22 protein-coding genes are annotated in these 26,027 nt (G+C 67.5%); 9 read left to right on the plus strand and 13 right to left on the minus strand.

The features are described from left to right. Window positions 1-94: 94 nt before the first annotated feature. The 3 genes from ACFVUS_RS12850 to ftsY all read right to left on the minus strand — a co-directional run bounded on the left by ACFVUS_RS12850 (window position 95) and on the right by ftsY (window position 3,570). A complete protein-coding gene (locus ACFVUS_RS12850) occupies window positions 95-433 on the minus strand; it encodes a P-II family nitrogen regulator (protein WP_364630550.1) in 339 nt (112 codons plus the stop codon). Window positions 434-436: 3 nt separating this feature from the next. Next, window positions 437-1,789, minus strand: a complete 1,353-nt coding sequence (locus ACFVUS_RS12855) for an ammonium transporter (RefSeq protein ID WP_387764521.1) — start codon at window positions 1,787-1,789, stop codon at window positions 437-439. 206 nt (window positions 1,790-1,995) lie between these two features. Next, the gene (gene ftsY, locus ACFVUS_RS12860) at window positions 1,996-3,570 is read right to left on the minus strand and encodes a signal recognition particle-docking protein FtsY (protein WP_387764524.1); all 1,575 of its coding nucleotides are present in this window, start codon (window positions 3,568-3,570) and stop codon (window positions 1,996-1,998) included. A gap of 215 nt (window positions 3,571-3,785) precedes the next feature. On the opposite strand from ftsY, the gene ACFVUS_RS12865 reads away from it, so the two are divergent. Further along, window positions 3,786-4,175: a DUF2237 family protein gene (locus ACFVUS_RS12865; RefSeq protein WP_387764526.1), complete on the plus strand. Its 390-nt coding sequence runs from the start codon at window positions 3,786-3,788 to the stop codon at window positions 4,173-4,175. Window positions 4,176-4,225: 50 nt separating this feature from the next. Here ACFVUS_RS12865 and ACFVUS_RS12870 read toward each other — a convergent pair whose 3' ends face one another. Continuing rightward, on the minus strand, window positions 4,226-5,332 hold the full coding sequence (locus tag ACFVUS_RS12870) for an FAD-dependent monooxygenase (RefSeq protein ID WP_387764528.1): 1,107 nt from the start codon (window positions 5,330-5,332) through the stop codon (window positions 4,226-4,228). A gap of 95 nt (window positions 5,333-5,427) precedes the next feature. On the opposite strand from ACFVUS_RS12870, the gene ACFVUS_RS12875 reads away from it, so the two are divergent. After that, the gene (locus tag ACFVUS_RS12875; protein ID WP_387764530.1) at window positions 5,428-6,015 is read left to right on the plus strand and encodes a TetR/AcrR family transcriptional regulator; all 588 of its coding nucleotides are present in this window, start codon (window positions 5,428-5,430) and stop codon (window positions 6,013-6,015) included. Window positions 6,016-6,088: 73 nt separating this feature from the next. Here the strand turns inward: ACFVUS_RS12875 and ACFVUS_RS12880 are convergent, their stop codons facing one another. From ACFVUS_RS12880 to ACFVUS_RS12890, 3 genes are all read right to left on the minus strand, one after another. Beyond that, the gene (locus ACFVUS_RS12880; RefSeq protein ID WP_387764532.1) at window positions 6,089-6,502 is read right to left on the minus strand and encodes a hypothetical protein; all 414 of its coding nucleotides are present in this window, start codon (window positions 6,500-6,502) and stop codon (window positions 6,089-6,091) included. A 121-nt stretch (window positions 6,503-6,623) separates the two neighbouring features. Continuing rightward, complete coding sequence (locus tag ACFVUS_RS12885) at window positions 6,624-7,964, minus strand: hypothetical protein (RefSeq protein WP_387764533.1); 1,341 nt, start codon at window positions 7,962-7,964, stop codon at window positions 6,624-6,626. A gap of 66 nt (window positions 7,965-8,030) precedes the next feature. Beyond that, a complete protein-coding gene (locus ACFVUS_RS12890) occupies window positions 8,031-8,870 on the minus strand; it encodes a TetR/AcrR family transcriptional regulator (protein WP_387764535.1) in 840 nt (279 codons plus the stop codon). Between the two features lie 105 nt (window positions 8,871-8,975). Between ACFVUS_RS12890 and ACFVUS_RS12895 the strand changes: the two genes are divergently transcribed. Then, on the plus strand, window positions 8,976-9,872 hold the full coding sequence (locus tag ACFVUS_RS12895; protein ID WP_387764537.1) for an NmrA family NAD(P)-binding protein: 897 nt from the start codon (window positions 8,976-8,978) through the stop codon (window positions 9,870-9,872). Window positions 9,873-9,875: 3 nt separating this feature from the next. Here the strand turns inward: ACFVUS_RS12895 and ACFVUS_RS12900 are convergent, their stop codons facing one another. Both ACFVUS_RS12900 and smc read right to left on the minus strand, forming a co-directional pair. Beyond that, a complete protein-coding gene (locus tag ACFVUS_RS12900; RefSeq protein ID WP_387764539.1) occupies window positions 9,876-10,535 on the minus strand; it encodes an HAD family acid phosphatase in 660 nt (219 codons plus the stop codon). Window positions 10,536-10,641: 106 nt separating this feature from the next. Further along, a complete protein-coding gene (gene smc, locus ACFVUS_RS12905) occupies window positions 10,642-14,250 on the minus strand; it encodes a chromosome segregation protein SMC (RefSeq protein ID WP_387764541.1) in 3,609 nt (1,202 codons plus the stop codon). Window positions 14,251-14,590: 340 nt separating this feature from the next. Here smc and ACFVUS_RS12910 point away from each other — a divergent pair, with 340 nt between their 5' ends. Next, window positions 14,591-14,794, plus strand: coding sequence for a cold-shock protein (locus tag ACFVUS_RS12910; RefSeq protein WP_067574676.1), 204 nt, complete (start codon window positions 14,591-14,593; stop codon window positions 14,792-14,794). Between the two features lie 74 nt (window positions 14,795-14,868). On the opposite strand, the gene ACFVUS_RS12915 is transcribed toward ACFVUS_RS12910, so the two are convergent. After that, a complete protein-coding gene (locus tag ACFVUS_RS12915) occupies window positions 14,869-15,309 on the minus strand; it encodes a DUF1707 domain-containing protein (protein ID WP_387764543.1) in 441 nt (146 codons plus the stop codon). A gap of 164 nt (window positions 15,310-15,473) precedes the next feature. Here ACFVUS_RS12915 and ACFVUS_RS12920 point away from each other — a divergent pair, with 164 nt between their 5' ends. The 3 genes from ACFVUS_RS12920 to ACFVUS_RS12930 all read left to right on the plus strand — a co-directional run bounded on the left by ACFVUS_RS12920 (window position 15,474) and on the right by ACFVUS_RS12930 (window position 18,468). Further along, window positions 15,474-16,706 (plus strand): acyl-CoA dehydrogenase family protein, encoded by a 1,233-nt coding sequence (locus ACFVUS_RS12920; protein WP_387764545.1) that lies wholly within the window; start codon window positions 15,474-15,476, stop codon window positions 16,704-16,706. 2 nt (window positions 16,707-16,708) lie between these two features. Beyond that, complete coding sequence (locus ACFVUS_RS12925; RefSeq protein ID WP_387764547.1) at window positions 16,709-17,833, plus strand: acyl-CoA dehydrogenase family protein; 1,125 nt, start codon at window positions 16,709-16,711, stop codon at window positions 17,831-17,833. A 197-nt stretch (window positions 17,834-18,030) separates the two neighbouring features. Next, window positions 18,031-18,468 carry a carboxymuconolactone decarboxylase family protein gene (locus tag ACFVUS_RS12930; protein ID WP_387764549.1) on the plus strand — a complete coding sequence of 146 codons (438 nt, stop codon included), beginning with the start codon at window positions 18,031-18,033 and terminating at the stop codon, window positions 18,466-18,468. A 6-nt stretch (window positions 18,469-18,474) separates the two neighbouring features. Here the strand turns inward: ACFVUS_RS12930 and ACFVUS_RS12935 are convergent, their stop codons facing one another. Then, a complete protein-coding gene (locus ACFVUS_RS12935) occupies window positions 18,475-18,927 on the minus strand; it encodes a nitroreductase family deazaflavin-dependent oxidoreductase (RefSeq protein WP_387764551.1) in 453 nt (150 codons plus the stop codon). A gap of 139 nt (window positions 18,928-19,066) precedes the next feature. Between ACFVUS_RS12935 and ACFVUS_RS12940 the strand changes: the two genes are divergently transcribed. Then, window positions 19,067-21,289 carry an acyltransferase family protein gene (locus ACFVUS_RS12940; RefSeq protein ID WP_387764552.1) on the plus strand — a complete coding sequence of 741 codons (2,223 nt, stop codon included), beginning with the start codon at window positions 19,067-19,069 and terminating at the stop codon, window positions 21,287-21,289. Window positions 21,290-21,409: 120 nt separating this feature from the next. After that, window positions 21,410-22,921: a substrate-binding domain-containing protein gene (locus tag ACFVUS_RS12945; RefSeq protein ID WP_387764554.1), complete on the plus strand. Its 1,512-nt coding sequence runs from the start codon at window positions 21,410-21,412 to the stop codon at window positions 22,919-22,921. Between the two features lie 75 nt (window positions 22,922-22,996). On the opposite strand, the gene ACFVUS_RS12950 is transcribed toward ACFVUS_RS12945, so the two are convergent. After that, a complete protein-coding gene (locus ACFVUS_RS12950) occupies window positions 22,997-23,878 on the minus strand; it encodes a potassium-transporting ATPase subunit C (RefSeq protein WP_387764556.1) in 882 nt (293 codons plus the stop codon). Window position 23,879: 1 nt separating this feature from the next. Next, window positions 23,880-26,027 carry a potassium-transporting ATPase subunit KdpB gene (gene kdpB, locus ACFVUS_RS12955; RefSeq protein WP_387764558.1) on the minus strand — a complete coding sequence of 716 codons (2,148 nt, stop codon included), beginning with the start codon at window positions 26,025-26,027 and terminating at the stop codon, window positions 23,880-23,882.

The raw sequence follows: 26,027 nt of genomic DNA on the forward strand, positions 1-26,027 counted from the left end.
CCACCGGGACTTTCCACCCTGCCCGAGCACGAGGGCGGCCCCGTCCCTACCGGTCCTCATCCGGTGGGAACGGGGCCGCCGCTCACTTCGTGAATTACAGAGCGTCCGAGCCACGTTCGCCGGTGCGGACCCGGATGATGGCGTCGACCGGGGTCACCCACACCTTGCCGTCACCGATCTTGCCGGTGCGCGCGGCCTCGACGATGACCTCCACGACCTTGTCGACGGAGGCGTCGTCCACGACCACCTCGACCCGGACCTTCGGGACGAAGTCGACCGAGTACTCCGCACCGCGGTAGACCTCGGTGTGGCCCTTCTGACGGCCGTAGCCCTGCACTTCGCTGACGGTCATGCCGAGTACGCCGGCCTGCTCCAGCCCGGTCTTGACGTCCTCGAGCGTGAACGGTTTGACGATTGCGGTGATCAGTTTCATGCGTCATGCCTCCTTGACGGCGGTGGTACGTGCCGTGCCACCCACAGCAGCGAAATCGTATGCCGATTCAGCGTGCTCCGACTCGTCCAAGCCCTGGAACTCGGCTTCCTCATCCGCGCGGAGACCGATGGTGTACTTGATCGCGAGCGCGATGATGAGCGTCGCGATGGCCGAGTAGGCGAGCACCGCACCGGCGCCGACCGCCTGCTTGACCAGCTGATCGAAACCGCCGCCGTAGAACAGGCCCTTGACCGCGGCCGGGGCCTCGGGGGCCGCGACCAGGCCGACCATCAGGGTGCCGGCGATACCGCCGACCAGGTGCACGCCGACCACGTCGAGCGAGTCGTCGAAGCCGAAGCGGAACTTCAGGCCCACGGCCAGGGCGCAGAGCACACCGGCGACCACACCGATGGCGAGCGCGCCGATCACGTTGACCGAGGAGCAGGACGGGGTGATGGCGACCAGACCGGCCACGATGCCCGATGCCGCGCCGAGCGAGGTGGCGTGACCGTCACGCACCTTCTCCACCAGCAGCCAGGCGAGCATGGCCGCACCGGTGGCGACGGTGGTGGTCACGAAGGTGGCGCCGGCGATGCCGTTGGAGCCGACCGCGGAACCCGCGTTGAAGCCGTACCAGCCGAACCACAGCAGACCCGCGCCGAGCATGACGAACGGCAGGTTGTGCGGACGCATCGGGGTGCCCGGCCAGCCCTTGCGCTTACCGAGGACGATGGCCAGGACCAGGCCCGCGACACCGGCGTTGATATGGACCGCGGTACCACCCGCGAAGTCGATCGCCTTGAGCTTGTTGGCAATCCAGCCACCGTGCTCACCGGTCACGCCGTCGAAGGCGAAGACCCAGTGCGCGATCGGGAAGTAGACGACCGTGGCCCACACGGTCGCGAAGAGCAGCCAGGAGCCGAACTTCAGGCGGTCGGCGACGGCACCCGAGATGAGGGCGACGGTGATGATCGCGAACATGAGCTGGAAGGCCACGAAAACGGTCGCGGGGATGGTTCCGGCAAGTGGGATAGCCACCTTGACGGAAGCATCGGTCGCGCTGGTCAGATACTGACCGCCGAACAAAGTCTTCAGGCCGAAGTACTGCGCCGGATCACCGAACAGATTGCCCTTGTCCTCGCCGAACGCCATGGAGAAGCCGTACAGCACCCACAGGACGGTGATAACGCCCATGGCACTGATGCTCATCATGATCATGTTCAGGACATTCTTCGAACGGACCATGCCGCCGTAGAAGAATGCGAGGCCGGGGGTCATCAACAGCACGAGCGCGGCACTTGCCAGCATCCATGCGGTATCACCGGCGTCAGGTGCGCCTAAAACGGGGAACGCCACCTTAATTTCCTCCTCATCTCGGGCCCAGCCGATAACGGCGAATGAGCCTGACATGAAGGTTCGGGCAGCGGTGTTTCCTCCGTGATCCTGCGGCGTTTCGCATAGGTGAACGGATGAGATTGCAGTGTTTCGGTCAGGTTTCCTCGTTCGCACCGCTGTTACCAGCGGTGCGTGAGGTTATTGGTGTTTCCCGTGGTACGCGGGGCTCAGCCCAGTAGAGCGTCCACGAAAGCGCCCGGTTCGAAGGGTGCGAGGTCGTCCTGACCCTCGCCCAAACCAACCAGTTTCACGGGTACGCCGAGCTCGTGCTGGACCTGGAAGACGATGCCGCCCTTGGCAGTTCCGTCCAGCTTCGTCAGGGCAACACCGGTGATATCGACGACCTCGGCGAACACGCGGGCCTGCGTCAGGCCGTTCTGCCCGACCGTGGCGTCGAGCACCAGCAGCACCTCGTCGACTTCGGCCTTCTTCTCCACCACGCGCTTGACCTTGCCCAGCTCGTCCATCAGGCCGGTCTTGGTGTGCAGGCGGCCCGCGGTATCGATGAGCACCACATCCACGCCACGATCGATTCCGGCGCTGACCGCGTCGAAGGCGACGGCGGCCGGATCGGCGGCCTCCTTACCGCGCACGGTCTCCGCGCCCACGCGCTCACCCCAGGTCTGGAGTTGATCGGCGGCGGCGGCACGGAAGGTGTCGGCCGCGCCGAGCAGCACGCGTCGGCCGTCGGCCACCAGAACGCGCGCGAGTTTGCCGGTGGTGGTGGTCTTTCCGGTGCCGTTCACACCGACGACCAGCAGGACCGCGGGGTGATCCTGGTGCGGTAGCGCACGAATCGAGCGATTCAGTTCCGGGCGCAGCGCCTCGATGAGCACCTCGCGCAGTACGGCGCGCGCGTCGGCGGCGGTGCGCACGGTGCGGGCGGCCATCTCCTCGCGCAGGCGGGCCACGATGGCGGCGGTCACGGCGGTGCCGAGATCGGCCATCACCAGGGTGTCCTCGATCTCCTCCCAGGAGTCCTCATCGAGGTCGCCGCCGCCGAGCAGACCCAGCAGGGATTTGCCGACCGCGTTCTGAGAGCGGGACAGGCGGCCGCGCAGGCGGTTCAGGCGACCGGCGGTGGGTTCGATATCGGCCGTGAAATCGATCTCGGGCTCGGCCGGGGCGGAAACCTCGGCGGGCGCGAGGGTTTCGGGAGCGAGGGTTTCGGGCGCGATCGTTTCGGGGGTGACCGACGGTGCGGCCTCGGCGGGGGCTACCGCGGCAGCGGCGGCCTGATCACGCGCGGACGTGTCGGCGGGCGTCTCGGTCGCGGCTTCGGCGACGCCCGCGGCTTCGGCGGGAACCGTGCTGATCGGGGGCGCGGTATCGGCCTCGGCCGGTGCGACCTCGGTGTCGGCCTCGGCGGCCTCGGGGGCGAGTTCGGGACCCTGGACCGGATCGGGCAGCCGGACATCGTGAATGCCGCGTTTGGCGGCATCGCGCGGTACGGCGGCGTCATCGCCGATATGCGGCTGGCCCTCGGTATCGGTGCGCTCGACCGGAACCGGTTCGGGTTCGGGGGCGGGTTTGGGCAGGGTTGCCGTTCCGCCGCCTTGACTGAAGCTGAATCCGCTCGATGCCGTGTATCCCCCCGACCGGTCGGTCAGTTCCGGCTTCGCCTCCTCGGCGGCCGGGGTGAGGGAGATACGGCGGCGCTTGTACAGGACGAATCCCGACACGAACACCACCAGCAGGACCGCGGCGATGGCGGCGATGAGGATCCAGGCTTGTGCAGTCACCAGGCCATCCTCTCAGAGGGGTCACTATTGCCGGTTTCACATACCTACCCACGAGTTGCGGGGCAGTGTCATCTAGCACACATCGGTGCGCGGCGGCTATGGACACGCCGATTCGACGGTCCTGAAATGCGCGAACAACCGACCGGTCTGCTCGACAACGCACCACAGTGCGGAAGGAGCGGCGAATGCGACACCGAGACAATAGGATCGGCGACGTGACCGATCGAAATGTGCTTGGGGGACCGCTGGAGGAGTGTGGCACCGATCCTCTCACCGGCTTCTACCGGGACGGGTGCTGCAGCACCGGTCCCGAAGATCTTGGCAGCCATACCGTCTGCACCGTGGTGACCGCGGAGTTCCTGGATCATCAGAAGTCGATCGGCAACGACCTGCTCACCGCACGTCCGGAGAACAACTTTCCGGGCCTGCAGCCGGGCGATCGCTGGTGTGTGGTTGCGGTGCGCTGGTTGCACGCGCACGAGGACGGGGTAGCCGCACCGGTGGTGCTGGCCGCCACCCATGAGAACGCGCTCGAGGTGGTGCCGATGGATACGCTGCGCAAATACGCCGTGGATGTGCCCGACGACGTCAGCGATCTGCTCTAGACCCGGGCGGACCCGCGCGATGACCATGGTGGGATGGCATCGCTTTCGGGTCACACTCGGCGCATGAGACGGGCGGCGGTGTCGCGCACCAGGATTCCGAGGCGGCTGCCGGGGACGATGAACGCCCCGGCGACGCGTGCGCCGTTCTGCTTCGGATCGGACAGGACGCGCTGTCGCCGTTCGTAATCGCGCAGCGCGATGTCCGGTTCGCCTGGAGTGCGGGCCAATTCCTCGGCGAGGGTGTGCGCGGCGGCGATGGCCAGACTGGAACCGTCACCGAAGAGGGAGACGCTGGAACCGGCGTCGCCCAGCAGGGTGATGCGCCCCTTCGACCAGGTGTCGAGCCGAACCTTGCTGACCGAGTCGAAGTAGAGGTCGTCGGCGGTGCGGATGTGGTCGAGCACGTCACCGAAGATACCGACCGGTCCGTCGAACGCGTCCAACAGCAGGCGTTTGTGCTGTGCCACATCGCGATAGTCGTATCCCTCGATCGCCGGGCCGCGGAACATCAAGGCGGCCAGAGGCTTTCCACCGGCGGGATGGACGGAGATGGAACGCCCGGGCGTGTTGTACATGACAACCTCACGCGCGTCGCCGTAACTCCGGTCCACGGGCAGGGTGGCGACGTAGATTCCCATATGCCGCACGAAGTCCCGCTCCGGACCGAAGGCCAGGCGGCGGACGGTGGAGTGCAGGCCGTCCGCGCCGACCACGTAGTCGAAGGTCTGCGGCGCGGCCTGTTCGAAGGTCACCGACACGCCCGAATCATCCTGTTCGAGGCCGGTAATGGTGTCGCCCCAGCGGATTTCGGCTCGATCGCGCGCGGCTCCCAGCAGGATCTTCGCGAGTTCGGCGCGCGGTAGCTCGAGCTCGCCCGCACCATCGGGCGCCTTGGTGGCCACCGAAGCGCGCCGCCGTCCGGCCGCATCGAGGAAGCTGAGCCGGTCGACATCGATTGCCGCTTTGCGCAACTCGGGCATCACGCCCATTTTCTCCACCACGGCGGCGGCGTATCCGCGCACGTCGACCGGGTTTCCGCTGGAGCGTTGCCCGGCGGCGCGCTCCACCACCGTGACATCGACGCCGCGGTCGCTCAGCCAGTAGGCCAGGGTCGAGCCGCCGACGCCCGCGCCCGAAATCAGCACCTTCGTGCTCATGACAATCACCTCTATCGAATCAAACGGACGAATTTCGTCCGCTTAGTTCGATGCTAGGCTAAACGGAAGCATTTCGTCCACTTAAACTTCTGGAGGTGAGTCCGACGGCCGACCGCCTACGGGCCGATGCGCGCAGCAATCGGGATCAGATCGTCAATGCAGCGCTGGCGGTCTTCCGGGAGCGGGGCACCGAGGTCCCGATGAAGGAGATCGCCGATCGCGCCGGGGTCGGCGTCGGCACCCTCTATCGCCGCTTCCCCGATCGCGACGCGCTCCTGATCGGCACCGCGCAGGCGCATCTGGAACGCCTGTCGGAGCTGGCCGCCACGGCCTGGCGCGAGGAACGCACCGCCTGGCGCGGCATGCGCCGCTTCCTGCGCGAATGCGTCGAAATGCAGCTCGGCGCACAGTCTTCCGCCATCGGCCCCGCCGTACACCGGGCCATGCACGCCGACCCCCGCCTGATCGATGTGCGCGCGGCGGTCGTGGATCTGGTGACCCGCATGACCGTCCGGGCGCAGGCCGATGGCGATCTGCGCCCCGATATCGGCCCCGACGACATCTCCCTGCTCATGACCGTGCAGGTATACACCCGCGAAGGCGAGTCCTACCCCGACGCGGTCGAACGCGTCATGCGAATCATGCTGGATGGATTACGCCCGCAACCTGATTCGGCGAGCTGAACACAACAGGCCCCCAATCCGGCGAACGCGATAACCGCCCGGCCGCTGGGCCGGGCGGTGGTGTGCGTGCGGGCTAGCGGGAAGCGCGCAGGGTGTAGGTCTGCACCGCGGCCATCACGGCGGTGAAGGCGGCGATGAACAGGATGCCCGCGGTACCGAGGGTGGTGGGGTGGATCCAGCCGGCTTCGACGGTGATGACGCTGTCGACGGCCCATACGGCATTCAGTCCGGCGATGAAAGCGGCCGGGCGGCGCGGGATCTCGCGGCGGGTGGCGACCACGAGGACGGCCGCAGCGTAGAGGATGAAGAACGCGCCGACGCCCAGGAGCAGTTCGGTGGAGAGTCCGAGGGCGGTGTCGAGCACGCCGGACAGGGCCGCGATGAGAATGCCGGAGGCCATGGTGACGATGCCGTCGGCTTCGTAAGCCAGTCGCAGCGGGGACATTCCGGCGATCAGGCGGGGGGCGGTGGCGGTGCTGGCGGTCATGGGAATCGGTTCCTTCCGAAGCGGTGCTTGCGATGTCTCAACATTCGCCGTGACCGCACTGCCGACACCAGGACAAGAGCTGCAAAGTACTGCCAACCGCAGGTGAGAGCGTTTTATCGGTTCAGGAAACCGTGCTGTCCAGCCCCGCGCGCAGTTGTGCGGCAATGATTCTCGCTGCCGCGTTCTGCCAATTGTGCAGTGTCCGTTCGGGTACCTGATCCGTGAACCAGGTGAGTGCGCGCCGCGAGACCGGGTCGAGGTCGGTGCGTTTGGTGCGCACGCTGTAGGGCCGGATACCCGCGACGTAGTAGAAGTGCACCGAGTTGTAGTGCCGCCATTCCTCACTGGTGCCGAAGTCCTCGCCGGTGCGGGGTTTGAGGTGGTCGATGCTCTCGGTCAGCAGCGCCTTCAGTTCGGTGGCGCGGTCGAGCGGTCCGGCCGGGGTGTCGCGGCCGTGCAGCCGGGCATCGATGGCGGGCAGGTCGATCAGCGGGCTGGCGACGAGCTTGCCGAGGTCGGCGTAGTGGCTGAGCGCGCGCCGGGTGATGCGGGCGAATTCCTCCTCGCCGAGCGCGGACAGTCCGGTCTCGATGCGTTTGCGCGGCAATTCCTCGGCGGCGGTGCGCAGTTCGTCGCGCGCCGCGCGCAGCGGTGGCGCGAACGCGAAGCGGTCGATGCCCGCCTGGATCGGGCCGTTGAGCACCTGCATGGCGATGGCGGCGGCGATCGCGCCGAACAGCAGCGCCACCAGTGCGGGCCGCTCCCCCGCCAGCACGATGGCGACCGCGGCCTGTCCGCCGAATACGGTGGCGGCGGTGGCCGAGATGAACAGGGAGCGCAGCATATCCGCGCGCAGCGCCTGTCCTTCCTCGAACGCGTCCAGTACCGCGATACCGACACCGAGCAGTACCAGATCCACCGCGATCGCCGAGAGCATGGAGGTGCGCGGTAAGACATTGAGCCCCAGCAGAATCAGCGATGAACTGAGCCCGAACATGAGCGCGCCGATGGTCAGCAACCCGGTCACCGGCCGCCGCGCGTCCTCGGCCCAATCCCCCTGCTGCCCGAGTACGGCGAGCATGCACCCCAGCAGCGCGAGCAAAGCAAGCGCGCCGAGAACGTAACCGGCGGGCAGGAATCCGGCCGCCGCGGGCATCGCGAGCACCACGCTGACCGGCACCAGCCCCAACCGCCACAGTCGATCCGCGTGCACCGCCCACCGCTCGGTGAGCAGCAGCGCGAACACCCCGCTCCACGCCACCGCCGGAATGCACACCAGCACGATCCGCATCCCGTCGAACCACGCGTCGCCCGTGGCCAATTGGTCCGCGACCACCGCGATCGCATACGCGATCAGCCCCGCCGCCGCCCTGCGCAACACCGCCTTACGCGCATCCCGCGCCACCAGATACCACCCCAGCCACCAGGCGACCCCGAACGCCACCGCAGACACCCACACCACCCCGCGAGCCTACTTCGGCCCACCGTTGTTGTGCGCGTACATCTTTGCGAGACCGCGCCGATCCGGTCAGGGCACGGGTGTGTGGCGGCGGCGGTGGGCCTTCTGGCGGCAGGCGGGCGAGCAGTAGCGGGCGGGGCGGCCGGTGCCGGTGGGCTGGACGGGGGTCGCGCAGACGGGGCAGGCAGTGGCGGTGGTTTCGTTACGCGGCCGGGTTTCGTCACGCGCCGCATCGGACTTCACGGGTTTCGTCACGTCAGGACGCGCGGGCATCGCACGCATGGCGTCGAGGATCAGCGCAGCCGGGCGGGCAAGTCCGGGACCCGGCGAGACGCGTTGGATGGCAACACATCCGGTGTAGAGGGACAGCACGTCCGAGAGGGCGATGTCGGCGCGCACCGAGCCTTGACGCTGGGCCGCCGTCAGCAATGGAGTCAGCGCGCGGTGGAAGCGCTGTCCCGCGTCCCGGAGCAGGTCGCGCGGCCAGCCGTCGTTGTCCAATACCTCGCACAGCGCGATGTTGCCGCTGGTCGAGGTGATGACCTCGGTGCAGAAGGCGAAGAAGGCCAGGCCCGCGTCGGGCGCGTCGCGGTATCCGACGGCCAGTGCGGTGAGGCGGTCGACGCGCTGTTGCAGCACCGCTTCCAGCAGTTCGATTTTGGTGGGGAAATGCCGGTGTACGGTGCCCGCGCCGACCCCCGCCCGGCGCGCGATCTCGATCAGCGATACGGAGGTCCCGTCCTCGGCGAAGGCGCGCTGCGCGGCCGCGAGCACCAGCGCGCGATTGCGGCGGGCGTCGGCGCGAGTCGCCGCCGCGGGCCCCGGATCACCGTCCGCCGCGGATCGGCCGCCGGGCGCGGCGGCGCGGCGGATGTCAGGAGCGGGACGGGGCCGGGCCGGGGCGTTCATTTCGTTACGGCTTTCCTCTTCGGCGCTGGCGACCTCATGATGCCCGGTCGTAGCGTCGGTATTCGGGTTGATCGACCCGAATACTACCGAAGGAACCGAGAACACATGTCTGTGGAAAATGACCTCGTCCTGGTGACCGGCGCGACCGGGAAGCAGGGCGGTGCGACGGCGCGGCGGCTGCTGGCGGCGGGACGGCCGGTGCGGGCGCTGGTGCGGGATCCGGAAGCCGTTGCGGCGCAGGCACTCGCGGCGGCCGGAGCGGAATTGGCGCGGGGCGATTTCGACGCACCCGAGACGATCGCGGCCGCATTGTCCGGGGCGGGTGCGGTGTTCATCATTCCGCCCGCGGCGTTCGGGCCGGATGGCTGGGATGTGGAGTTGGAGGCGCGGCGCGGGGAGGATCTCGTGGCGGCGGCGACAGCGGCCGGGGTGCGACAGCTCGTGTTCTCCGGTATCGCGTCATTCGACGCGGAAGCGCAGTGGGGTGCGCACGGTAAGCGTCGGATCGAGGACGCGGTGCGGGGCAGCGGGCTGGAGTGGACCATTCTGCGCCCGGTGCGGTTCATGGAAAACTATCTGGCGCAGGGACTTCCGGTGGACGACATCACGGCGGGCGTACATCGGCACCTGTTCCCGGCCGATATGCCGATCCAGATGATCGCGGTCGATGATGTGGCGGCGTTCGCCGAACTCGCCCTCACCGATCCCGCGCCCTTCCACGGCCTGATTCTGGAACTGGCGGGTGATGCGCACACCATGGTGGCGGCGGCCGCGATGATCAGTGCGATCACCGGGCACGCCGTCACTTACGAGGAATTGCCCGAGGACTTCGCCGCCGAGCTGGGCGGTGAGGTTCTCAACGTCTACCGGATGACTCACTCGGGCAAGGGCTGGCACGCCGATATCCCGGCGCTGCGCGAAATCCTGCCCACGCTGCGCACTTTCGAACAGTGGCTCACCGAAACCGGTGCGGCACAGCTGAAACCGATCCTCGAGCGGTAGCGATCAGTTCAGCGCGCCGTCGTAATCGGGCAGCTTGAACGTCTGCTGGGCGTGCCCGCCCGCGAGATCGGAGGCGCTGTTGCCGATATTCGCGACGATGGTGTAGCCCTTGCTCTCGATATCGATGCGGGCGCCGGTCTTGTACGACTCCAGCGCGCCCGCACCGGCGGATCCGGTGGTGAGCCCGCCGCCGTACAGCCCGTCCACCGAGTACCCCACCGCGGCCAGGTTGGCCTGGGTGTAGATGCCCATGACCGAGGGCCGTCCGGTCACGAAGATGATGGCCGCGCCTTGGGATTTGGCCCATTTGGTGAGCGCCAGCACCGGCGGGATGGCCGGAACGATCGGGCTGGGGTTGTAGCTGGTCTCCAGGCTCGTATTGTCGATATCGAGCACGATGGCGGGCTTGGTCGCGCCGGGCAGTGCGGCGGTCAGGTAGCTCTGCGCCTGCGTGGTGACGGCGGTGACATCGGCGATCCACTGGCTGTAGCTGGGCTTGCTGCCGCCGCCGGACAGCGACGAGGAGCCGGAGCCCCCGCCCGACAGTGACGATGATCCGGTTCCGCCGGACAGCGAGGAGGATCCGCTGTCGGCGAATGCGACGGCCGGGACGGCGAGGGTTGCGGCGACACCGAGGGCAATACCTGCGAAAGAAGCTCTCATAGCCCCCGGAGGCTATTCGCCGCACCACTCCGACGTGATCATGTTTCAAATAGTCGGCTTGTCGGGAATTTCACTCCCACTCAATGGGATTCCCGCATCGCACCGACTATGCCGACGCGCCCACCAAATTCTCGCCGCGCAATCGCTGCGAAATCACCTGGGTGATTCCGTCACCGCGCATGCTGACACCGTAGAGCGCATCGGCGATCTCCATGGTCGGCTTCTGGTGCGTGATGACGATCAGCTGGCTCTTCTCGCGCAATTGCTCGAAGAGGCCGATGAGGCGGCGCAGGTTGGTGTCGTCCAGTGCGGCCTCGACCTCGTCCATGACATAGAACGGGGACGGCCGGGCGCGGAAGATGGCGACCAGCAGCGCGACCGCGGTCAGCGACTTCTCGCCACCGGACAGCAGCGAGAGCCGCTTGACCTTCTTGCCCGGCGGACGCGCTTCGACCTCGACGCCGGTGGTGAGCATGTCATTGGGGTCGGTGAGCAGCAGCCGACCCTCACCGCCGGGGAACAGCTTGCCGAAGACGCCGACGAATTCGCGCTCCACATCCTCCCAGGCTTCGGTGAAGACCTGCAGGATGCGGGCATCGACCTCCGCGACCACGTCGAGCAGATCCTGTCGCGCCTTCTTGACGTCCTCCAACTGGGTGGCGAGGAAGTTGTACCGCTCTTCGAGGGCCGCGAACTCTTCCAGCGCAAGCGGATTCACCTTGCCGAGCGTGGTGAGATCCTTCTCGGCGCGTTTGGCGCGGCGTTCCTGGGTGGCGCGATCGAACGGCATGGGCTGGGGTTCGGTGACCTGTTCACCGCGTTCCTTGGCCGCCTCGTACTCCATCAGTTCGAGGGCGGTCGGCGGCATCGGGGTGTCCGGGCCGTATTCGTTGATGAGGTCGTCCAGGGCCAGCCCGAACTGTTCGGAGATATTGGTTTCGAGCTGTTCGATGCGCAGCGCGGCCTGGGCGCGCGCCACCTCGTCGCGGTGCACGACATCGGTGAGCTGGGACAGCTGGGTGGTGAGGGCGCGAGCGCGTTCCTTGGTCTGATCCACCTGCGCCGCGAATTCGGTACGGCGGCGCACCAATTCATCGCGCCGCAGCGCGGCCTGCGCGACAACCTTCTCCAATTCGGCGGCGACCTTCTCCGCGGATTCGGCGACCACGGCCGCGACGGCGGCGGCCTGGCGGCGCGCGGCGTGCTGACGTTCGGCGCGGGCCCGGTTCTCGCGTTCGGCGCGGGCGGCGCGGCGCAGCGAATCCGCTTTGCCGCGTACCGATTCCGCGCGTTCTTCGGCAGTGCGCACGGTCAGGCGCGCTTCCACCTCCATGGTGCGGGCCTCGGCGAGCGCGGCAGCGGCTTCCTCGCGGGCGTATCCGGCGGTCTCGGTGCCCGCGGAATCCGAATCCAGTTCGGAGCCTTCACCTTCCACATGCCGCAGCCGGTCCTCCAGCTCGGCGAGCTTGGTGAGGGTCTCCTCGCGCCCGGCCTCGGTTTCGGCGCGCTGGGCGAGCAGGCGTTCGCATTCGCGCTGGGCATTGCGCGCGCCCTGGCCGAGCCGTCCGAGCCGGTCGTAGATGGAGACCAGCGCCTGATCGGATTCGTGCAGTGCGAGCAGCGCGTGATCGACGGCTTCCTTGCGGTCGGTCTGTTCGGCGAGCGCACCGGAGAGCGCGGCCTCGAATTCCTCGGCATGGCGCACCCAGGAGTCGAGTTCGGCCTTGGCGGAATCGATTTCAGCCTGCACCTCGAGCTGACTGGGTGCGCGGTCGGAACCGCCCAATACCCAGCCCGCACCGGTGAGATCGCCCTCACGGGTGACCACGCGCAGTTCCGGGCGCGCGGCGACGATCCGGGTGGCGGTCGCCAGATCGGCCGCCACGGTGATTCCGGTGGTGAGCGCGGCGATCGCGCCGCGCATGTGATCGGGGCACTCCACCACGTCGGCGAGCCAGCGCGCACCGTCCGGCAGCGCACCTCCGGCCCGTGAATCCGGTTGTGCCGCACCGGCGTACACCAGCGCCACGCGCCCGCCGTCGGCATCCTTGAGCGCGCGCACGGCGGCGTGCGCGGACGGTCCGGTATCGGCGGCGACCGCGTCGGCGAGCGGTCCGAGCGCGGCGGCGACGGCGGCCTCGAATCCGCCCTGCACCCGGATCAGCCCGGACAGCGGTCCGAGCAGTCCGTCGGCGCGATGTTCGAGCAGCCAGGCCGCGCCGTCGCGGCGGGCCAGGCCCATGGTGAGCGCTTCGATGCGCGCGGTCAGCGAGGCGACGCGCTTACCGGCCTCGCGGTCTTGTTCGCGCAGTTCGTTGACGCGCTGGTCGGCGAGTTGCAATGCCTCGGCGGCGTGTTCGTAGGAGGCGTCCAGTCCGGCCTCGCCGGAATCGAGTTCGCTCAATTCCTCCTGCACGGACTCGAATTCGGCGTCCGCGGCCGAACCGCGCTGGCGCGCCTCGGCAATGGAGGCGGAGATGCGGTTGATCTCCCCGTCCACCGATTGCGCGCGCGAGCGCAGCGTGTCGACCTGTCCGGACAGCCGGGCCAGGCCCTCGCGCCGATCGGCGATGGCGCGCACGGCGGCCAGATGCGCCTGTTCGGCGGCCTTGGCGGCCTGTTCGCGCTCGTGCAGCAGATCGCGGGCGGCTTCCAGGGTTTCGGTGGCGATCTCGACGGCCTCGACGAGTTCGGCCTCCTCGGCCTCGACCCGGTCGGCATCGCGTTCGAGCTGATCGGGATCGCGGCCCTCGCCGACGGGTTGGTCGATGGTCAGATTGCGCGCGCGGTCCCGGGCGATTCGAATAGTGGCATTGACGCGTTCGGTCAACGCGGACAGCTGGAACCAGGTCTGGGCCGCCGCCTCCGCGCTCGGGGTGAGCCGGGACAGTTCGAATTCCTGCTGTGCGAGCGCGGCATTGGCGGCATCCAATTCCGCGTGCACGGTGACCTGCTGCTCGCGCGCGTACGATTCCTTGCTCTGCTGGCTCTCCAGCTCGTGCCGCCTGCTGACCAGGTCATCCGCGGCCAAGCGCAGCCGCGCGTCGCGCAATTCGGACTGTACGGTGGCCGCGCGCCGGGCCACCTCGGCCTGGCGGCCGAGCGGTTTGAGCTGGCGGCGCAGTTCGGTGGTGAGGTCGGTCAGGCGGGCCAGATTCGCCTGCATGGCATCCAGCTTGCGGACCGCCTTCTCCTTGCGGCGGCGGTGTTTGAGCACGCCCGCGGCCTCTTCGATGAAGGCGCGGCGATCCTCCGGCCGGGATTCCAGGATGGCCGAGAGCCGTCCCTGACCCACGATGACGTGCATTTCGCGGCCGATGCCGGAGTCGCTGAGCAATTCCTGCACGTCCATCAGGCGGCAGGAGTTGCCGTTGATCTCGTATTCACCGGCGCCGTCGCGGAACATGCGGCGGGTGATGGAGACCTCGGAGTACTCGATGGGCAGCATGCCGTCGGAGTTGTCGATGGTCAGGGTCACCTCGGCGCGGCCCAGCGGCGCGCGGCCGGCGGTGCCGGCGAAGATGACGTCCTCCATCTTTCCGCCACGCAGCGCTTTCGCGCCCTGCTCCCCCATCACCCAGGTCAAGGCGTCGACGACGTTCGACTTCCCCGACCCATTGGGGCCCACCACGCAGGTGATGCCGGGTTCCAACCGCAGCGTCGTCGCGGACGCGAAGGACTTGAAGCCCTTCAGCGTCAGACTCTTGAGGTGCACAGCCGCCCAGGCTACCCGGTAATCGGCGATTGCCCCGAGTATGCCGACTACGCGTCCTGTCGATCGCCGACCGGCGGGCGGGCCGATCGGAGTGGTCCGGGTCGTCATTCGTCGCGCTAATGACTTGCGACACGTCCACACCGTGGGAATTCGTCGGATGTCCCGGAGATCAGGTACTGTCTTGCGTGTTGCAACTTTTGGTTCTCACAGACTTCAGTACGCGCCTGCTGACCATCACGCAGGCGCGCATTTGTGTTTCCAGTGATTCCTGACGGGGTCATTACAGCGACATCAGATCCGCAAAGTGCGGGTCGCACCAAAACAAAGAGGAGAGTCAATCGTGGCTACCGGTACCGTGAAGTGGTTCAACACCGAAAAGGGCTTCGGCTTCATCGAGCAGGACGGTGGCGGCCCTGACGTGTTCGCCCACTACTCGAACATTGCCGCTCAGGGCTTCCGCGAGCTGACCGAGGGCCAGAAGGTCTCGTTCGACATCGCGCAGGGCCAGAAGGGCCCCCAGGCGGAGAACATCACCCCTGCCTAATCAGCAGGAGTTCGACCGGAGGCCCGGTGTACCTAGGTACACCGGGCCTCCGGTTTTTTGATGGCCGATGCGCGTTATCGCGTGCGCATCGACGCACTGCACGCGCCGGAGGCGGTCGCCTCCCAGCCCATGACGGCGCGGAAGGCCAGCACCGCGCCCCACGGGCCGATGACCCAAATGGGCCAGGGGTAGGTGAATTCACCGGACGCCACCGAGACCATGGCCCAGATGGCGAGGCAGAGCAGTCCGACGGCGAGCCAGGCACTGCCCTCGATGCGCTGCCAGATGGGGAACCGCCCCTGTGAGCGCGATTGCGCCACAGGCGCTTTCGAGAGTTTCGGCAGATCCCCCAGCACCAGGGCGAGGTCCTCGCGGGTGGCGGTGCCGTAGACCCGGTTCAGGCGTTCGTTGTATTCGGCGACGTTCAGGCGGCCATCGGCCATATGGCGGCCCAGCGCTTCGGCCACGTGGGCGCGCTCGGCATCGGAGGCACGGGTGCCGGGGCTGATGTCCATGATCGATCCTTCCTCGATATTCCTTTGTGGAACGTCCTAACTTCCAGGATATTCCTCCACAATGGAATGTCAATCCCGGTAAGTGAGGGCAGGTGCCAGCACATTTGCCAGCGGGGGTGAGGCAGTGAGATGGTTGGGGTCGGTTCTTCGCACAAGGAGTTTTCGTGGACCTCGACTGGTCGCCCGCTGAGCTGGCGTTTCGCGATGAAGTGCGCCGCTTCCTCGATGAGAATCTGACCCCCGGACTGCGGCGCGCGGGACGGTTGGCCACCAGCGTCTATCCGGACCACGAGGCCAGCATGGAATGGCAGCACATCCTGCACGCCAAGGGCTGGGCCGCACCCGCCTGGCCGGTGAAATACGGCGGCTGCGACTGGAGCCTGACCCAGCACTACATCTTCGGCCGCGAATGCACCCTCGCCGGTGCGCCCAACCTGTCCCCCATGGGGATTCGGATGGTCTCGCACGCCATCATGGCGTTCGGCACCGCCGAGCAGAAGGAGTTCTTCCTGCCGCGCATCCTCACCGGCGAGGTGTTCTTCTGCCAGGGCTACTCCGAGCCCGAGGCCGGATCGGATCTGGCATCGCTGTCCATGGCCGCGGTGCAGGACGGCGAGGACCTGGTGGTCACCGGGTCCAAGATCTGGACCACGCACGCCACCGAGGCCAATTGGATCTTCGCGCTGGTGCGCACCTCCAAGCAGGCCAAGAAGCAGCAGGGCATCACCTTCGTGCTGATGGAGATGGACGCGCCCGGCATCCAGATCCGCCCGCTGGTGATGACCTCCGGTGAGCAGGTGCAGAACCAGGTCTTCTTCGATCAGGTCCGGGTGCCCAAGGCGAATGTATTGGGGCGCATCGACGATGGCTGGACCGTCGCCAAATTCCTGCTCAACTTCGAGCGCGGCGGCGGCGCGGCGGCCCCGGCGCTCCAGGTGATGGCAGAGGAGCTGGCGCAGGCCGCACGCACCCAGCCCGGCCCCGATGGCGGTGTGCTGCTGGATGATCCGGCGTTCGCGGCCAAGCTGGCCGATGCCCGGATGCGCGCGGACGTACTGGAGATTCTCGAATACCGCACGCTCGCACTGGTTTCCAGCGGTAAGGATCCAGGTCCGGCCGCCTCCACCATCAAGATTCTGGGCACCGAACTGAGTCAGGCGCTGACCGAGCTGGCCCTGGAGGCCGCCGGGCCGCGCGGGCGGGTATACCAGCCGCACGCCACCATGCCGGGCGGGCCGATCGCCGACTTCACCCCGCCCGCTGACGGTTTCGTCGCCGGCGAGGAATGGCAGGCGGTCGCACCGCTGCGCTATTTCAACGATCGGGCCGGTTCGATCTATGCCGGCAGCAATGAGATTCAGCGCAACATCATCGCCAAAGCGACCCTGGGACTGTAGCCATGGACTTCTCCTTCACCGCTGAACAAGAACTGCTCCGCGATACCGTCACCGAATATCTCGCGGCGCGCTACGACATCGAAAGCAGCCGGGCCGCCGCGCGAATCGGCGCGGGCTGGCAGCCGCAGGTGTGGCGCGGGCTGGCCGAAGAGGTCGGCATCCTGGGCGCGGCACTGCCCGAATCGGTCGGCGGCATCGGCGGCGGGCCCGTCGAGACCATGATCATCGCCGAGGCGCTGGGCGGGGCGCTGGTGGTCGAATCGTATGTGGACACCGTGGTGGTGGGAGGCGGGCTGCTGCGGCGGGCCGCCGGTAAGCGCGCCGAGGATCTGCTGTCCGGTATCGCCGAGGGCTCGATCGTCATCGGCTTCGCGGGTCTGGAACCGCAATCGGGTTACGACTACGGCAGTGTCGCCGCCACCGCCGTGCGCGAGGGCGACGATTGGCTGCTGACCGGTGTGAAGACCGTCGTCACCTCGGCCCCGATCGCCACCCAACTGCTGGTTACCGCGGCGATCGACGGCGAAATCGCGCTCTTCGCAGTCGATTTCGATGTCGCGAACCCGCCCGCCGGCCTCACCGTCGAGTCGTACCGCACCATCGACGAGCGACCGGCCGCGGATCTCACCTTCCGGAATCTGCGCCTCCCGGCGGATGCGCTGCTGCTGGCCGATGCGGGCGGCGCGGTGGCCGCCACCATCGACGAGGCCATCGCCGCCATCTCCGCCGAGGCCGTCGGGGCCATGCGCAAGGTGGTCGCCGACACCGTCGAGTACACCAAGCAGCGGCAGCAGTTCGGGGTGCCCATCGCCAGCTTCCAGGCGCTACAGCACCGCATGGTCAATATGCACCTGGAGCTCGAACAGGCCGTCGCCGCAAGCTATCTGGTGACCCTGAAGCTGACCGCCGCGCCCGCCGAGCGCGCTAGGGCGGCCTCCGCCGCCAAGGCCACCATCGGCCGCGCGGCCCGCCTCATCGGTCAGGAGGCGGTGCAGTTGCACGGCGCGATGGGCATGACCGAGGAACTGGCCATCGGCCACTTCTTCAAACGCCTCACCGCCGTGCAGTACGAGTACGGCACCACCGCGCACCACACCGCCCGCTATGCGGCACTGACCCGGCCGTAACCGCCCGAACCACGGTTACGGCCAGCGGCCCCAGGGGGTGGGGCCACGGTGACCGCCGGATCCGCGCATCCGAACCAGTGCGCGGATCCGGCGGATCACTGTGATCGGCCACACAGTCGCGTCGCGTCACGTCCGCGCGCCCTTGCTCGTCCAAGGTATGTACCGAACCGATCGGCACGTCAGGAAAGGACGAGCACATGTCACGAATGAATCTGGCAGCGGTCGCGCCCGAGGTCTACAAGGCGTGGATGGCGGCCGAGGTCGCGATTCGGCGCGGTCCGCTGGACGCGACGGTCCGCGAACTGGTGAAGATCCGCGTCTCCCAGATCAACCGCTGCCTGTTCTGCATCGAGATGCACACCACCGAGGCCCGCAAAGAGGGCGAAACCGAGAAGCGCATCTACCACCTGACCGCCTGGCGCGAATCGGACCAGTTCACCCCCGCCGAACGCGCCGCCCTCGAATACGCCGAAGCCGCCACCGAACTCGGCGAACACGGCGTCTCCGATGAGATCTGGGCCGATGTCGAGAAGAATTTCGACGAGGGCGCTCGCGGCGGCCTGGTGGCCATCACCGCCCAGATCAACCTCTGGAACCGCCTCGGCGTCCCGATGCGCCTCTACGAAGCGGACTGATCGAGATCAGGTCAGCGTGAGTTCGACCAGTGGTACCTCGTCGATGGTGGCTCCGATGGCCTGTTCGATAACGCCGCTGAGTTCGCGGTAGGCCGCCGGGTGGGCGCGCTTGTATTCGGCGAGAACGGTTTCCGACTCGCCGGAGGTGAGGGTGCGGGCCACCGCGGGCGCGCGGTGGCGCGCGCCGATGCTCACCCGGCAGCTCGGATCAGCCGCGAGATTGCGGTACCACTGTGCGCGGGAGCCGAAGCCGGACGCGATGATCACCCGGCTCGGAGCCTGGCGGGCGACGGTCTCCAGGACCACATAGCGGGGCCGGCCCGAGCTGCGGCCGGTGTGTTCGAGCAGTAGCAGCCGCCCGCCGAACAGGAAGCCGAGCCGGGCGCGGAACACTCCGATCGGGGCGCGGACGAACCATCTCGTACGCAATAGTTTCGCGCCCCATTCGGTTCTGTTCACCCATACCAGGCTAGGCCGGACACGGTCATTCGCCCAGGAGTCGTTCCCTCCTCCCGACCGGGACGATGGCCACATTCCGGTGAAGATTCGTGCGGCGATTGGCAAATTTGCGGCTACGGATACCAGAATGGTCGCCGCCATGTCCTTTGCCAGCACCGATCAGCCCGCGCCGTCAGCGCCGGACAGCGAGCCCCAGGCCGCGCCGGTGCCGACTCCGGATTCCGGGGCGCATGTTCCGGGGGCCTACCGGCACGATCTGGATGGGTTGCGGGGTATCGCCATCGCATTGGTGGTGGCTTTCCACATCTGGTTCGGGCGGGTGTCCGGCGGTGTGGATGTGTTCCTGGTGCTGTCCGGGTTCTTCTTCACCGGGATGCTGGTGCGGCGCTCGGATTCGGGTGTCGTCGGGGTGCCCGCGACGATTCGGCGGACGCTGCGACGGCTGTTGCCCGCCATGGTGGTGGTGCTGGCCGCGGTGGTGATCGCGGCGGTACTGCTGCTGCCGCACACCCGGTGGTCCGATATCGCGGCGCAGACGATGGCCTCGCTGTTCTACTACCAGAATTGGTATCTGGCGCTGTCCTGGTCGGATTATCTGGCCGCGGACCCGTCGGTGAGTCCGCTACAGCATCTGTGGTCCATGTCGGTGCAGGGGCAGTGCTATCTCGGGATGCTGCTGATCATCGCGACGGTGGCGTGGCTGTGCCGCCGGGGTCCGGCGCTGCGCCGGTTCCGGCCCGTGCGCGGGGCGCTCGCCGCGGAGCCGATGCGGGCGCTGCTGCGGTCCGCGCCCGGCCGCCGGATCGTGCGCACTCCGCGGCAGAACGTGCTGCGCATCGGGTTGGGCGTGATCTTCGCCGCCATCGCGGTGACCTCGTTCTGCTATGCCGCCGAAGGGGTTTCGACCCAGCAGGGCTGGAACTACTACGACACTTTCGCGCGCGCCTGGGAACCGCTCACGGGCGCGCTGCTGGCATTGGCCGCACCGATGGTCAAGCTGCCCAGGCTGGTGCGCGAGATCCTCGGCTGGGCCGGTATCGCGGCGATCGTCGCGTGCGGCTGGCTGGTGAACGGGTCCTCGGTATTCCCCGGCCCGTACGCGCTGATCCCGGTGCTCGCCACGGTGGCGCTGATTCTGGCCGGTGCCGGACTCGCCACCGCCGGACAGCCGCTGGTGAATCGCGCGATGGCGAGCGCGCCCATGGTCGGCCTGGGCGGTTTCGCCTACGCACTGTACCTGTGGCACTGGCCGATCCTGATCTTCTATCTGGGCGAACGGCATTCGCGCGAGGCCGGTGCGGTCGGCGGGCTGATCATCATCCTGGTCTCGTTCGTACTCGCCTATGTCACACACCGTTTCGTGGAGGAACCGCTGCGCTTGCGGTCCACGCCCACGGTGCCCGCCACCCCCGCCCGCGCCCGGGTGCTGATCGGCGTCGCGGTGTCGACGGTGGGCGTATTGCTGCTCGGATCGACGGTGGCCTGGCAGTGGAGCATGGGCGCGAAGGCGCATGCGGTGGGTGAGCTCGATCCGGCGAAATACCCTGGCGCGGTAGCGCTCACCGATGGCGCGCTGGTGCCGCGCGCACCCATGCGGCCGACCATCGAGGAGGCCCCGGCCGATATCGCCTACCCCACCCGGGACAGCTGCATCGCCGATTTCGACACCCGCTCGGTGGTCACCTGCACCTACGGTGACGCGAACGCGCATCGCACCATCGCCGTGGTCGGCAATTCCCATGCCGAGCACTGGATTCCGGCTTTGCAGATCGTGGCCGAGAAGTACCGCTTCAAGATCAGCGTGTACTTGAAGATGGGGTGCCCGCTCACGGTGGCGGAGGATCCGATGTACAAGGGTCAGCAGAATCCGGACTGCAAGGACTGGTCGCACGATGTGATCGAGCGGCTCGGCGCGGAACGCCCCGACTACGTCTTCACCACCGGCACCCGGCCCGCCGACAATGGCGGCGACGAGATTCCGCAGGACTACCTCGACGTCTGGCGCGAACTCGCCGATCGCGGTTTGCAGGTGCTCGCCATCCGCGATACCCCGTGGTTGCGCCGCAATGGAATTCGCTATCGCGCCATCGACTGCCTGGCCTCGGGCGGCAATCGGGTGGAATGCGGGATGAAGCGCCCCGACGCGCTCTCGGCGGTGAATCCGGCGCTGGCGGCCTCGGACGATTTCCCCAATGTGCATGTGCTGGACCTGAACAACGCGGTCTGCGAGCCGACGGTCTGCGCCGTGGTGGAGGGCAATATCCTCATCTACCACGATGAGCATCACCTCACCGCGAGCTATTCCCGTTCTCTCGCACCGGAACTCGAACGCCAGCTACGCCCGATTCTCGGTTGGTGGTGACGGGTTTCGTTCGCGTTCCCGTAACCCATTACCGGTAGGGTGCGGCCACCAGCTCGATAGTGCGGGCGGACAACGGAATTCGGGGGTCAGGTGAACGGCGGGGGTTTTCCGATCGAGATCGTGTTGGCGCTCATCGGCATCGTGGTGCCGGTCGGTGCGTTCATCTGGGAATTCGTGCTGGTGGGCCGCAAACGGCTGGGCTACCGGGTGCAGATGGATACCCCGGTCACCGGTGAGATCGAATCCGTATTCCCCGGCGTACTACCGCAATTGCGGCCGGACGGATCCGGTACCCCGCCGGATCTGAAGGATCTGTCCGTCGTCCTGGTGCGCATCGAGAATGACGGCGCGACCGATATCGACGACGGCGATTACGCGGTGCCCGAGGCCGAACGCGTCGGCGTGCACATTCATTTCCCGAACCGCCGCGTCATCGGCATGGCCGTCACCGAACTCAGCGATGACACCCTCGGCGACTGCCTGCGGCCCGGTACCGGAATCGGCGCGCGCGAGGACGCGGTACACCACGTCGGCATCATCGATCTGCCCAAGGTGCCGATGAATCGCCGCGATCACTACAAGATCCTGGCGATCCTGGAACGCAGCGCGGGCCGCGGCGAATACCCCAGCCCCACGGTGCGCGCCAAGATCAAGGGCGGCAGTGTCGCCGAAACCCGAAGCAACTCCGGGCGTTCCCCGCGCCTGCTGGCGCTGATCGGCTTCCTGGTGGCGGTCGTCGCGGTCCAGTACTTCGTCGGCCTGCGCACACAGGACGGCCCGGTGAACGCGCAGTGCACCAGCGGCAAGCTCACCCTGGCCGGATCCACGGCGTTCGAACCGGTCATGCGCGATGCCGCCGCCGCGTACCACCGGCTGTGCGACGGAGCCGATTTCGGCTTCGCGTTCGACGGCAGCGACCGCGGCCTGAGCCGCGTCGACGATGAGGGCAAGGACAATCCGGATCTGCTGGCGATCAGTGACGGCCCGAAGGGTCCGGGCTATCCGGATCTGCGCCCGCGCACCCTGGCGCTGTCGCTGTTCACCATGGTGGTGAATCCCGGGGTGGGCGTCGCCGATCTCAGTGTGGCCCAGATCCGCGATATCTATGCGGGCCGGGTGAGTAACTGGCAACAGCTCGGCGGCCCGGATCTGCCTGTGCGCGTGGTGAATCGGGCGCTCGGCTCGGGCACCCGGGAGACCTTCCGCACCCGTCTGCTCGGCGACGAGCAGCCCCCTGCGCCGCCCGCCACCAGCTGCCGCGCCATCAGCGCCGGTAATCCGGGCGGCGCGTCGTTCTGCGAGGTCCAGGTCACCAAGGACATGCTCAAGACCGTGGCGGAGCTGCGCGGCGCGATCGGCTACGCCGAGAACGCCGACGCCGCAAAGGCTTCCGATGTCAAACCGGTGACCATCGCGGGCCAGTCCCCCACTCGCGAACAGGTCGCGGCGCACACCTATCCGTTCTGGAATGTCGAATACGCCTACAGCAACGGCGAACTGCCCGCCGACTCACTGGCGGCGGCCTTCCTGCGCTATCTGACCGATCTCCAGGGCAAGGATGTGCTGCGGTCGTACGGCAACACCCCCTGCACGGAATTGCCGAATCCGACCACCTGCACCCCGAATCCCTGACGCGCGAGGGCCACGGTCACCCGAGGGAAAGTGACTGTGGCCCCGCGTCTTCCACCGGCGCACGCCTGGCGGGTATCAGGCCCGGAACGGGTACCTGTTGTCCAGGTCGAGGTTGAGTTCGACCACGTTCACGCGCGGCTGGCCCATGAAGCCGAGTACGCGGCCGCTGCTGTGGGCGTCCACCAGTTCCCGCACCTGGTCCTCGGAGATGGTGCGGGCCTTGGCGATTCGAGCGATCTGGATATCCGCGTACGCCGGGGAGATGTGCGGGTCCAGACCGCTGCCGCTGGCGGTGACGGCATCGGCGGGCACCACAGGCTGGGCGGGGGCGTCACCGCGGATGGGGACGATGAGCCCGGCCGAGTAGTCCTCGCCGTCGACGGCGCATTCGACCTTCACGCCCTTGTACTCGGCCAGGAACGGCGTCTTGGTCACCGAGCAGAACTCGTTGACGCTCACCACTTTTTCCGGATGATCGACGGTGCCGTTGGTCTCGCGCGGGCCGATCACCGAGAGCACCGCGCCCACGCCGCCGGGGGTGCAGAACGGGCGGCTGCCGTCCACACCTTCCAGTTCGCCGATGGTCTTGCTGCGAGCACACACGGTGGTGAGCAGACCGGTCTTGTCCGGCGCGCTGTCCACGATGTTCTCCGGACCGAGATTGCTCGCGGCCGTTGCGGTCGGATCGTAGCCGCTGGAACCGGCGGCCGACGGACGGCTCTGGAAGTACTGCACCAGCGCGTTGCCCTTGTCATCGGTGAAGGATTGCCCGATGAGGCTGGAGCCCACCGTCTTTCCGCCCGATTCGATGAGCGAGCCGTTGGCGTTGTCCTTCAGGCCGGGCAGCTGCGCGACCGCGAAAACCGCCAGCGGATAGATGATTCCGGTGATCGCGGTCAGTACCAGTAGCGCGCGCAGGGCCGCCACATGCTGCCGGATCCAGGTTGACATGCGCATTTCAGGACATCCCGGGGAGGAATTGGACGACGAGGTCGATCAGCTTGATCCCGATGAACGGGGCGATGATCCCACCCACGCCGTAGACGGCCAGGTTGCGGCTCAACAGCTTCGAGGCTGCCGCGGGCTTGTAGGCCACGCCGCGCAGCGCCAGCGGGATCAGCAGCACGATGATGATCGCGTTGAAGATGACCGCGGACAGGATGGCGGACTGCGGGCTCGCCAGCCGCATCACATTCAGCATGTCCAAGCCGGGGTACAGCGCCACGAACAACGCCGGAATGATGGCGAAGTACTTGGCGATGTCATTGGCGATGGAGAACGTGGTGAGCGCGCCGCGGGTGATCAGCAATTGCTTGCCGATCTCCACGATCTCGATGAGCTTGGTCGGATCGGAGTCCAGATCCACCATGTTCCCGGCCTCTTTGGCGGCCGAGGTGCCGGTGTTCATGGCCACGCCGACGTCCGCCTGGGCGAGCGCGGGCGCGTCATTGGTGCCGTCACCGGTCATGGCGACCAGGCGGCCACCGGCCTGCTCCTTCTTGATCAGCGCGAGCTTGTCCTCGGGAGTCGCCTCGGCGAGGAAGTCGTCCACACCCGCCTCATCGGCGATCGCCTTGGCGGTCAACGGATTGTCGCCGGTGATCATGACGGTGCGGATGCCCATCTTGCGCATCTCGTCGAAGCGCTCGCGCATGCCCTGCTTGACCACATCCTTGAGATGGATGACGCCGACCAGCCGAGCCGTACCGTCCTTGACCTCCGCGACCACCAGCGGGGTGCCGCCGGAAGCGGAGATGCCGTCCACGGTCTGACCGACCTGCTCCGGAATCGAACCGCCCTGTGCGCGCACCCATTCGGTGACCGCACTGGCCGCGCCCTTGCGCAGCTGATGCCCGCCGGACAGGTCCACACCCGACATGCGGGTCTGGGCGGTGAATTCCACCCAGGTCGCGCCGGTGAGCTCACCGGGGGTGCGCTCGCGCTTGTTGTACGCGGTCTTGGCGTACACCACGATGGAGCGGCCCTCGGGGGTTTCGTCGGCGAGGCTGGAAAGCTGTGCGGCATCGGCCATTTCGTCGGCGGTGACACCCGGCATCGGCACGAAGTCCGAGGCCTGGCGATTGCCGAGGGTGATGGTGCCGGTCTTGTCCAGCAGCAGCGTGTTCACATCACCGGCGGCCTCGACCGCACGGCCGGACATGGCCAAGACGTTTCGCTGCACCAGCCGGTCCATACCGGCGATGCCGATGGCCGAGAGCAGCGCCCCGATGGTGGTCGGGATCAGGCAGACCAGCAGTGACACCATGACGATGCCGGTGATGCCATTTCCGTTGAGCGCCAAGCTGTCCGGCACGCCCGGCAGGTTGACCTTGGAATAGATGGCCAGCGGCTGCAGGGTCGCCACCGCGAACACGAAGATGATGGTGAGCGCGGCGAGCAGGATGTTCAGCGCGATCTCGTTCGGCGTCTTCTGCCGCGACGCGCCCTCGACGAGGGCGATCATCTTGTCGATGAAGCTGCCGCCCGGCTCCTGGGTGATCTTGACGACCACCCGGTCGGACAGCACCGTGGTGCCGCCGGTAACCGCCGAGCGGTCGCCGCCGGACTCCCGGATCACCGGCGCGGATTCACCGGTGATGGCCGATTCGTCCACCGAGGCAATGCCTTCCACGACATCGCCGTCACCGGGAATGACCTGACCCGCCTCGACGACCACGAAGTCGCCGCGCTGGAGTTCGGCCGCGGCGACCTTCTCCTCGATCACCCGCGCACCGGGTGACCAATTGGCCAGGCGGCGAGCGACGGTGTCGGTCTTGGCTTTCCGCAGCGTATCGGCCTGCGCCTTACCCCGGCCCTCGGCGACCGCCTCCGCCAGATTGGCGAAAAGCACCGTCGCCCACAGCCATACGACGATGGCCCAGCCGAAGAAGGAGGGATCGGTGATCGCGAGGATGGTGGACCACACCGCGCCGATCTCCACGATCAGCATCACGGGGTTGCGCCACAGGGTGCGCGGGTCCAGCTTCATGAAGGCGTCCGGCAACGACTTCAACAGCAACTGCGGGTCGAACAGTCCGCTGGTGACCCGGCCCTTGGGCGGCGACGCTTCCGGCGTCACCGCGGGTTCGATGGTGGGAGCAGACAT

It is taken from the genome of Nocardia sp. NPDC058058 (assembly GCF_042885355.1).
GTDB lineage: Bacteria > Actinomycetota > Actinomycetes > Mycobacteriales > Mycobacteriaceae > Nocardia.

Coding starts and splice junctions, on each gene's coding strand:
- ACFVUS_RS12890 (WP_387764535.1), bottom strand. CDS start 8,870: ATGAACGCCCCGGCCCGGCCCCGTCCCGCTCCTGACATCCGCCGCGCC.
- ACFVUS_RS12930 (WP_387764549.1), top strand. CDS start 18,031: ATGTCACGAATGAATCTGGCAGCGGTCGCGCCCGAGGTCTACAAGGCG.
- ACFVUS_RS12850 (WP_364630550.1), bottom strand. CDS start 433: ATGAAACTGATCACCGCAATCGTCAAACCGTTCACGCTCGAGGACGTC.
- ACFVUS_RS12895 (WP_387764537.1), top strand. CDS start 8,976: ATGTCTGTGGAAAATGACCTCGTCCTGGTGACCGGCGCGACCGGGAAG.
- ACFVUS_RS12940 (WP_387764552.1), top strand. CDS start 19,067: ATGTCCTTTGCCAGCACCGATCAGCCCGCGCCGTCAGCGCCGGACAGC.
- ACFVUS_RS12870 (WP_387764528.1), bottom strand. CDS start 5,332: ATGAGCACGAAGGTGCTGATTTCGGGCGCGGGCGTCGGCGGCTCGACC.
- kdpB (WP_387764558.1), bottom strand. CDS start 26,027: ATGTCTGCTCCCACCATCGAACCCGCGGTGACGCCGGAAGCGTCGCCG.
- ACFVUS_RS12950 (WP_387764556.1), bottom strand. CDS start 23,878: ATGCGCATGTCAACCTGGATCCGGCAGCATGTGGCGGCCCTGCGCGCG.
- ACFVUS_RS12900 (WP_387764539.1), bottom strand. CDS start 10,535: ATGAGAGCTTCTTTCGCAGGTATTGCCCTCGGTGTCGCCGCAACCCTC.
- ACFVUS_RS12880 (WP_387764532.1), bottom strand. CDS start 6,502: ATGACCGCCAGCACCGCCACCGCCCCCCGCCTGATCGCCGGAATGTCC.
- ACFVUS_RS12915 (WP_387764543.1), bottom strand. CDS start 15,309: ATGGACATCAGCCCCGGCACCCGTGCCTCCGATGCCGAGCGCGCCCAC.
- ACFVUS_RS12925 (WP_387764547.1), top strand. CDS start 16,709: ATGGACTTCTCCTTCACCGCTGAACAAGAACTGCTCCGCGATACCGTC.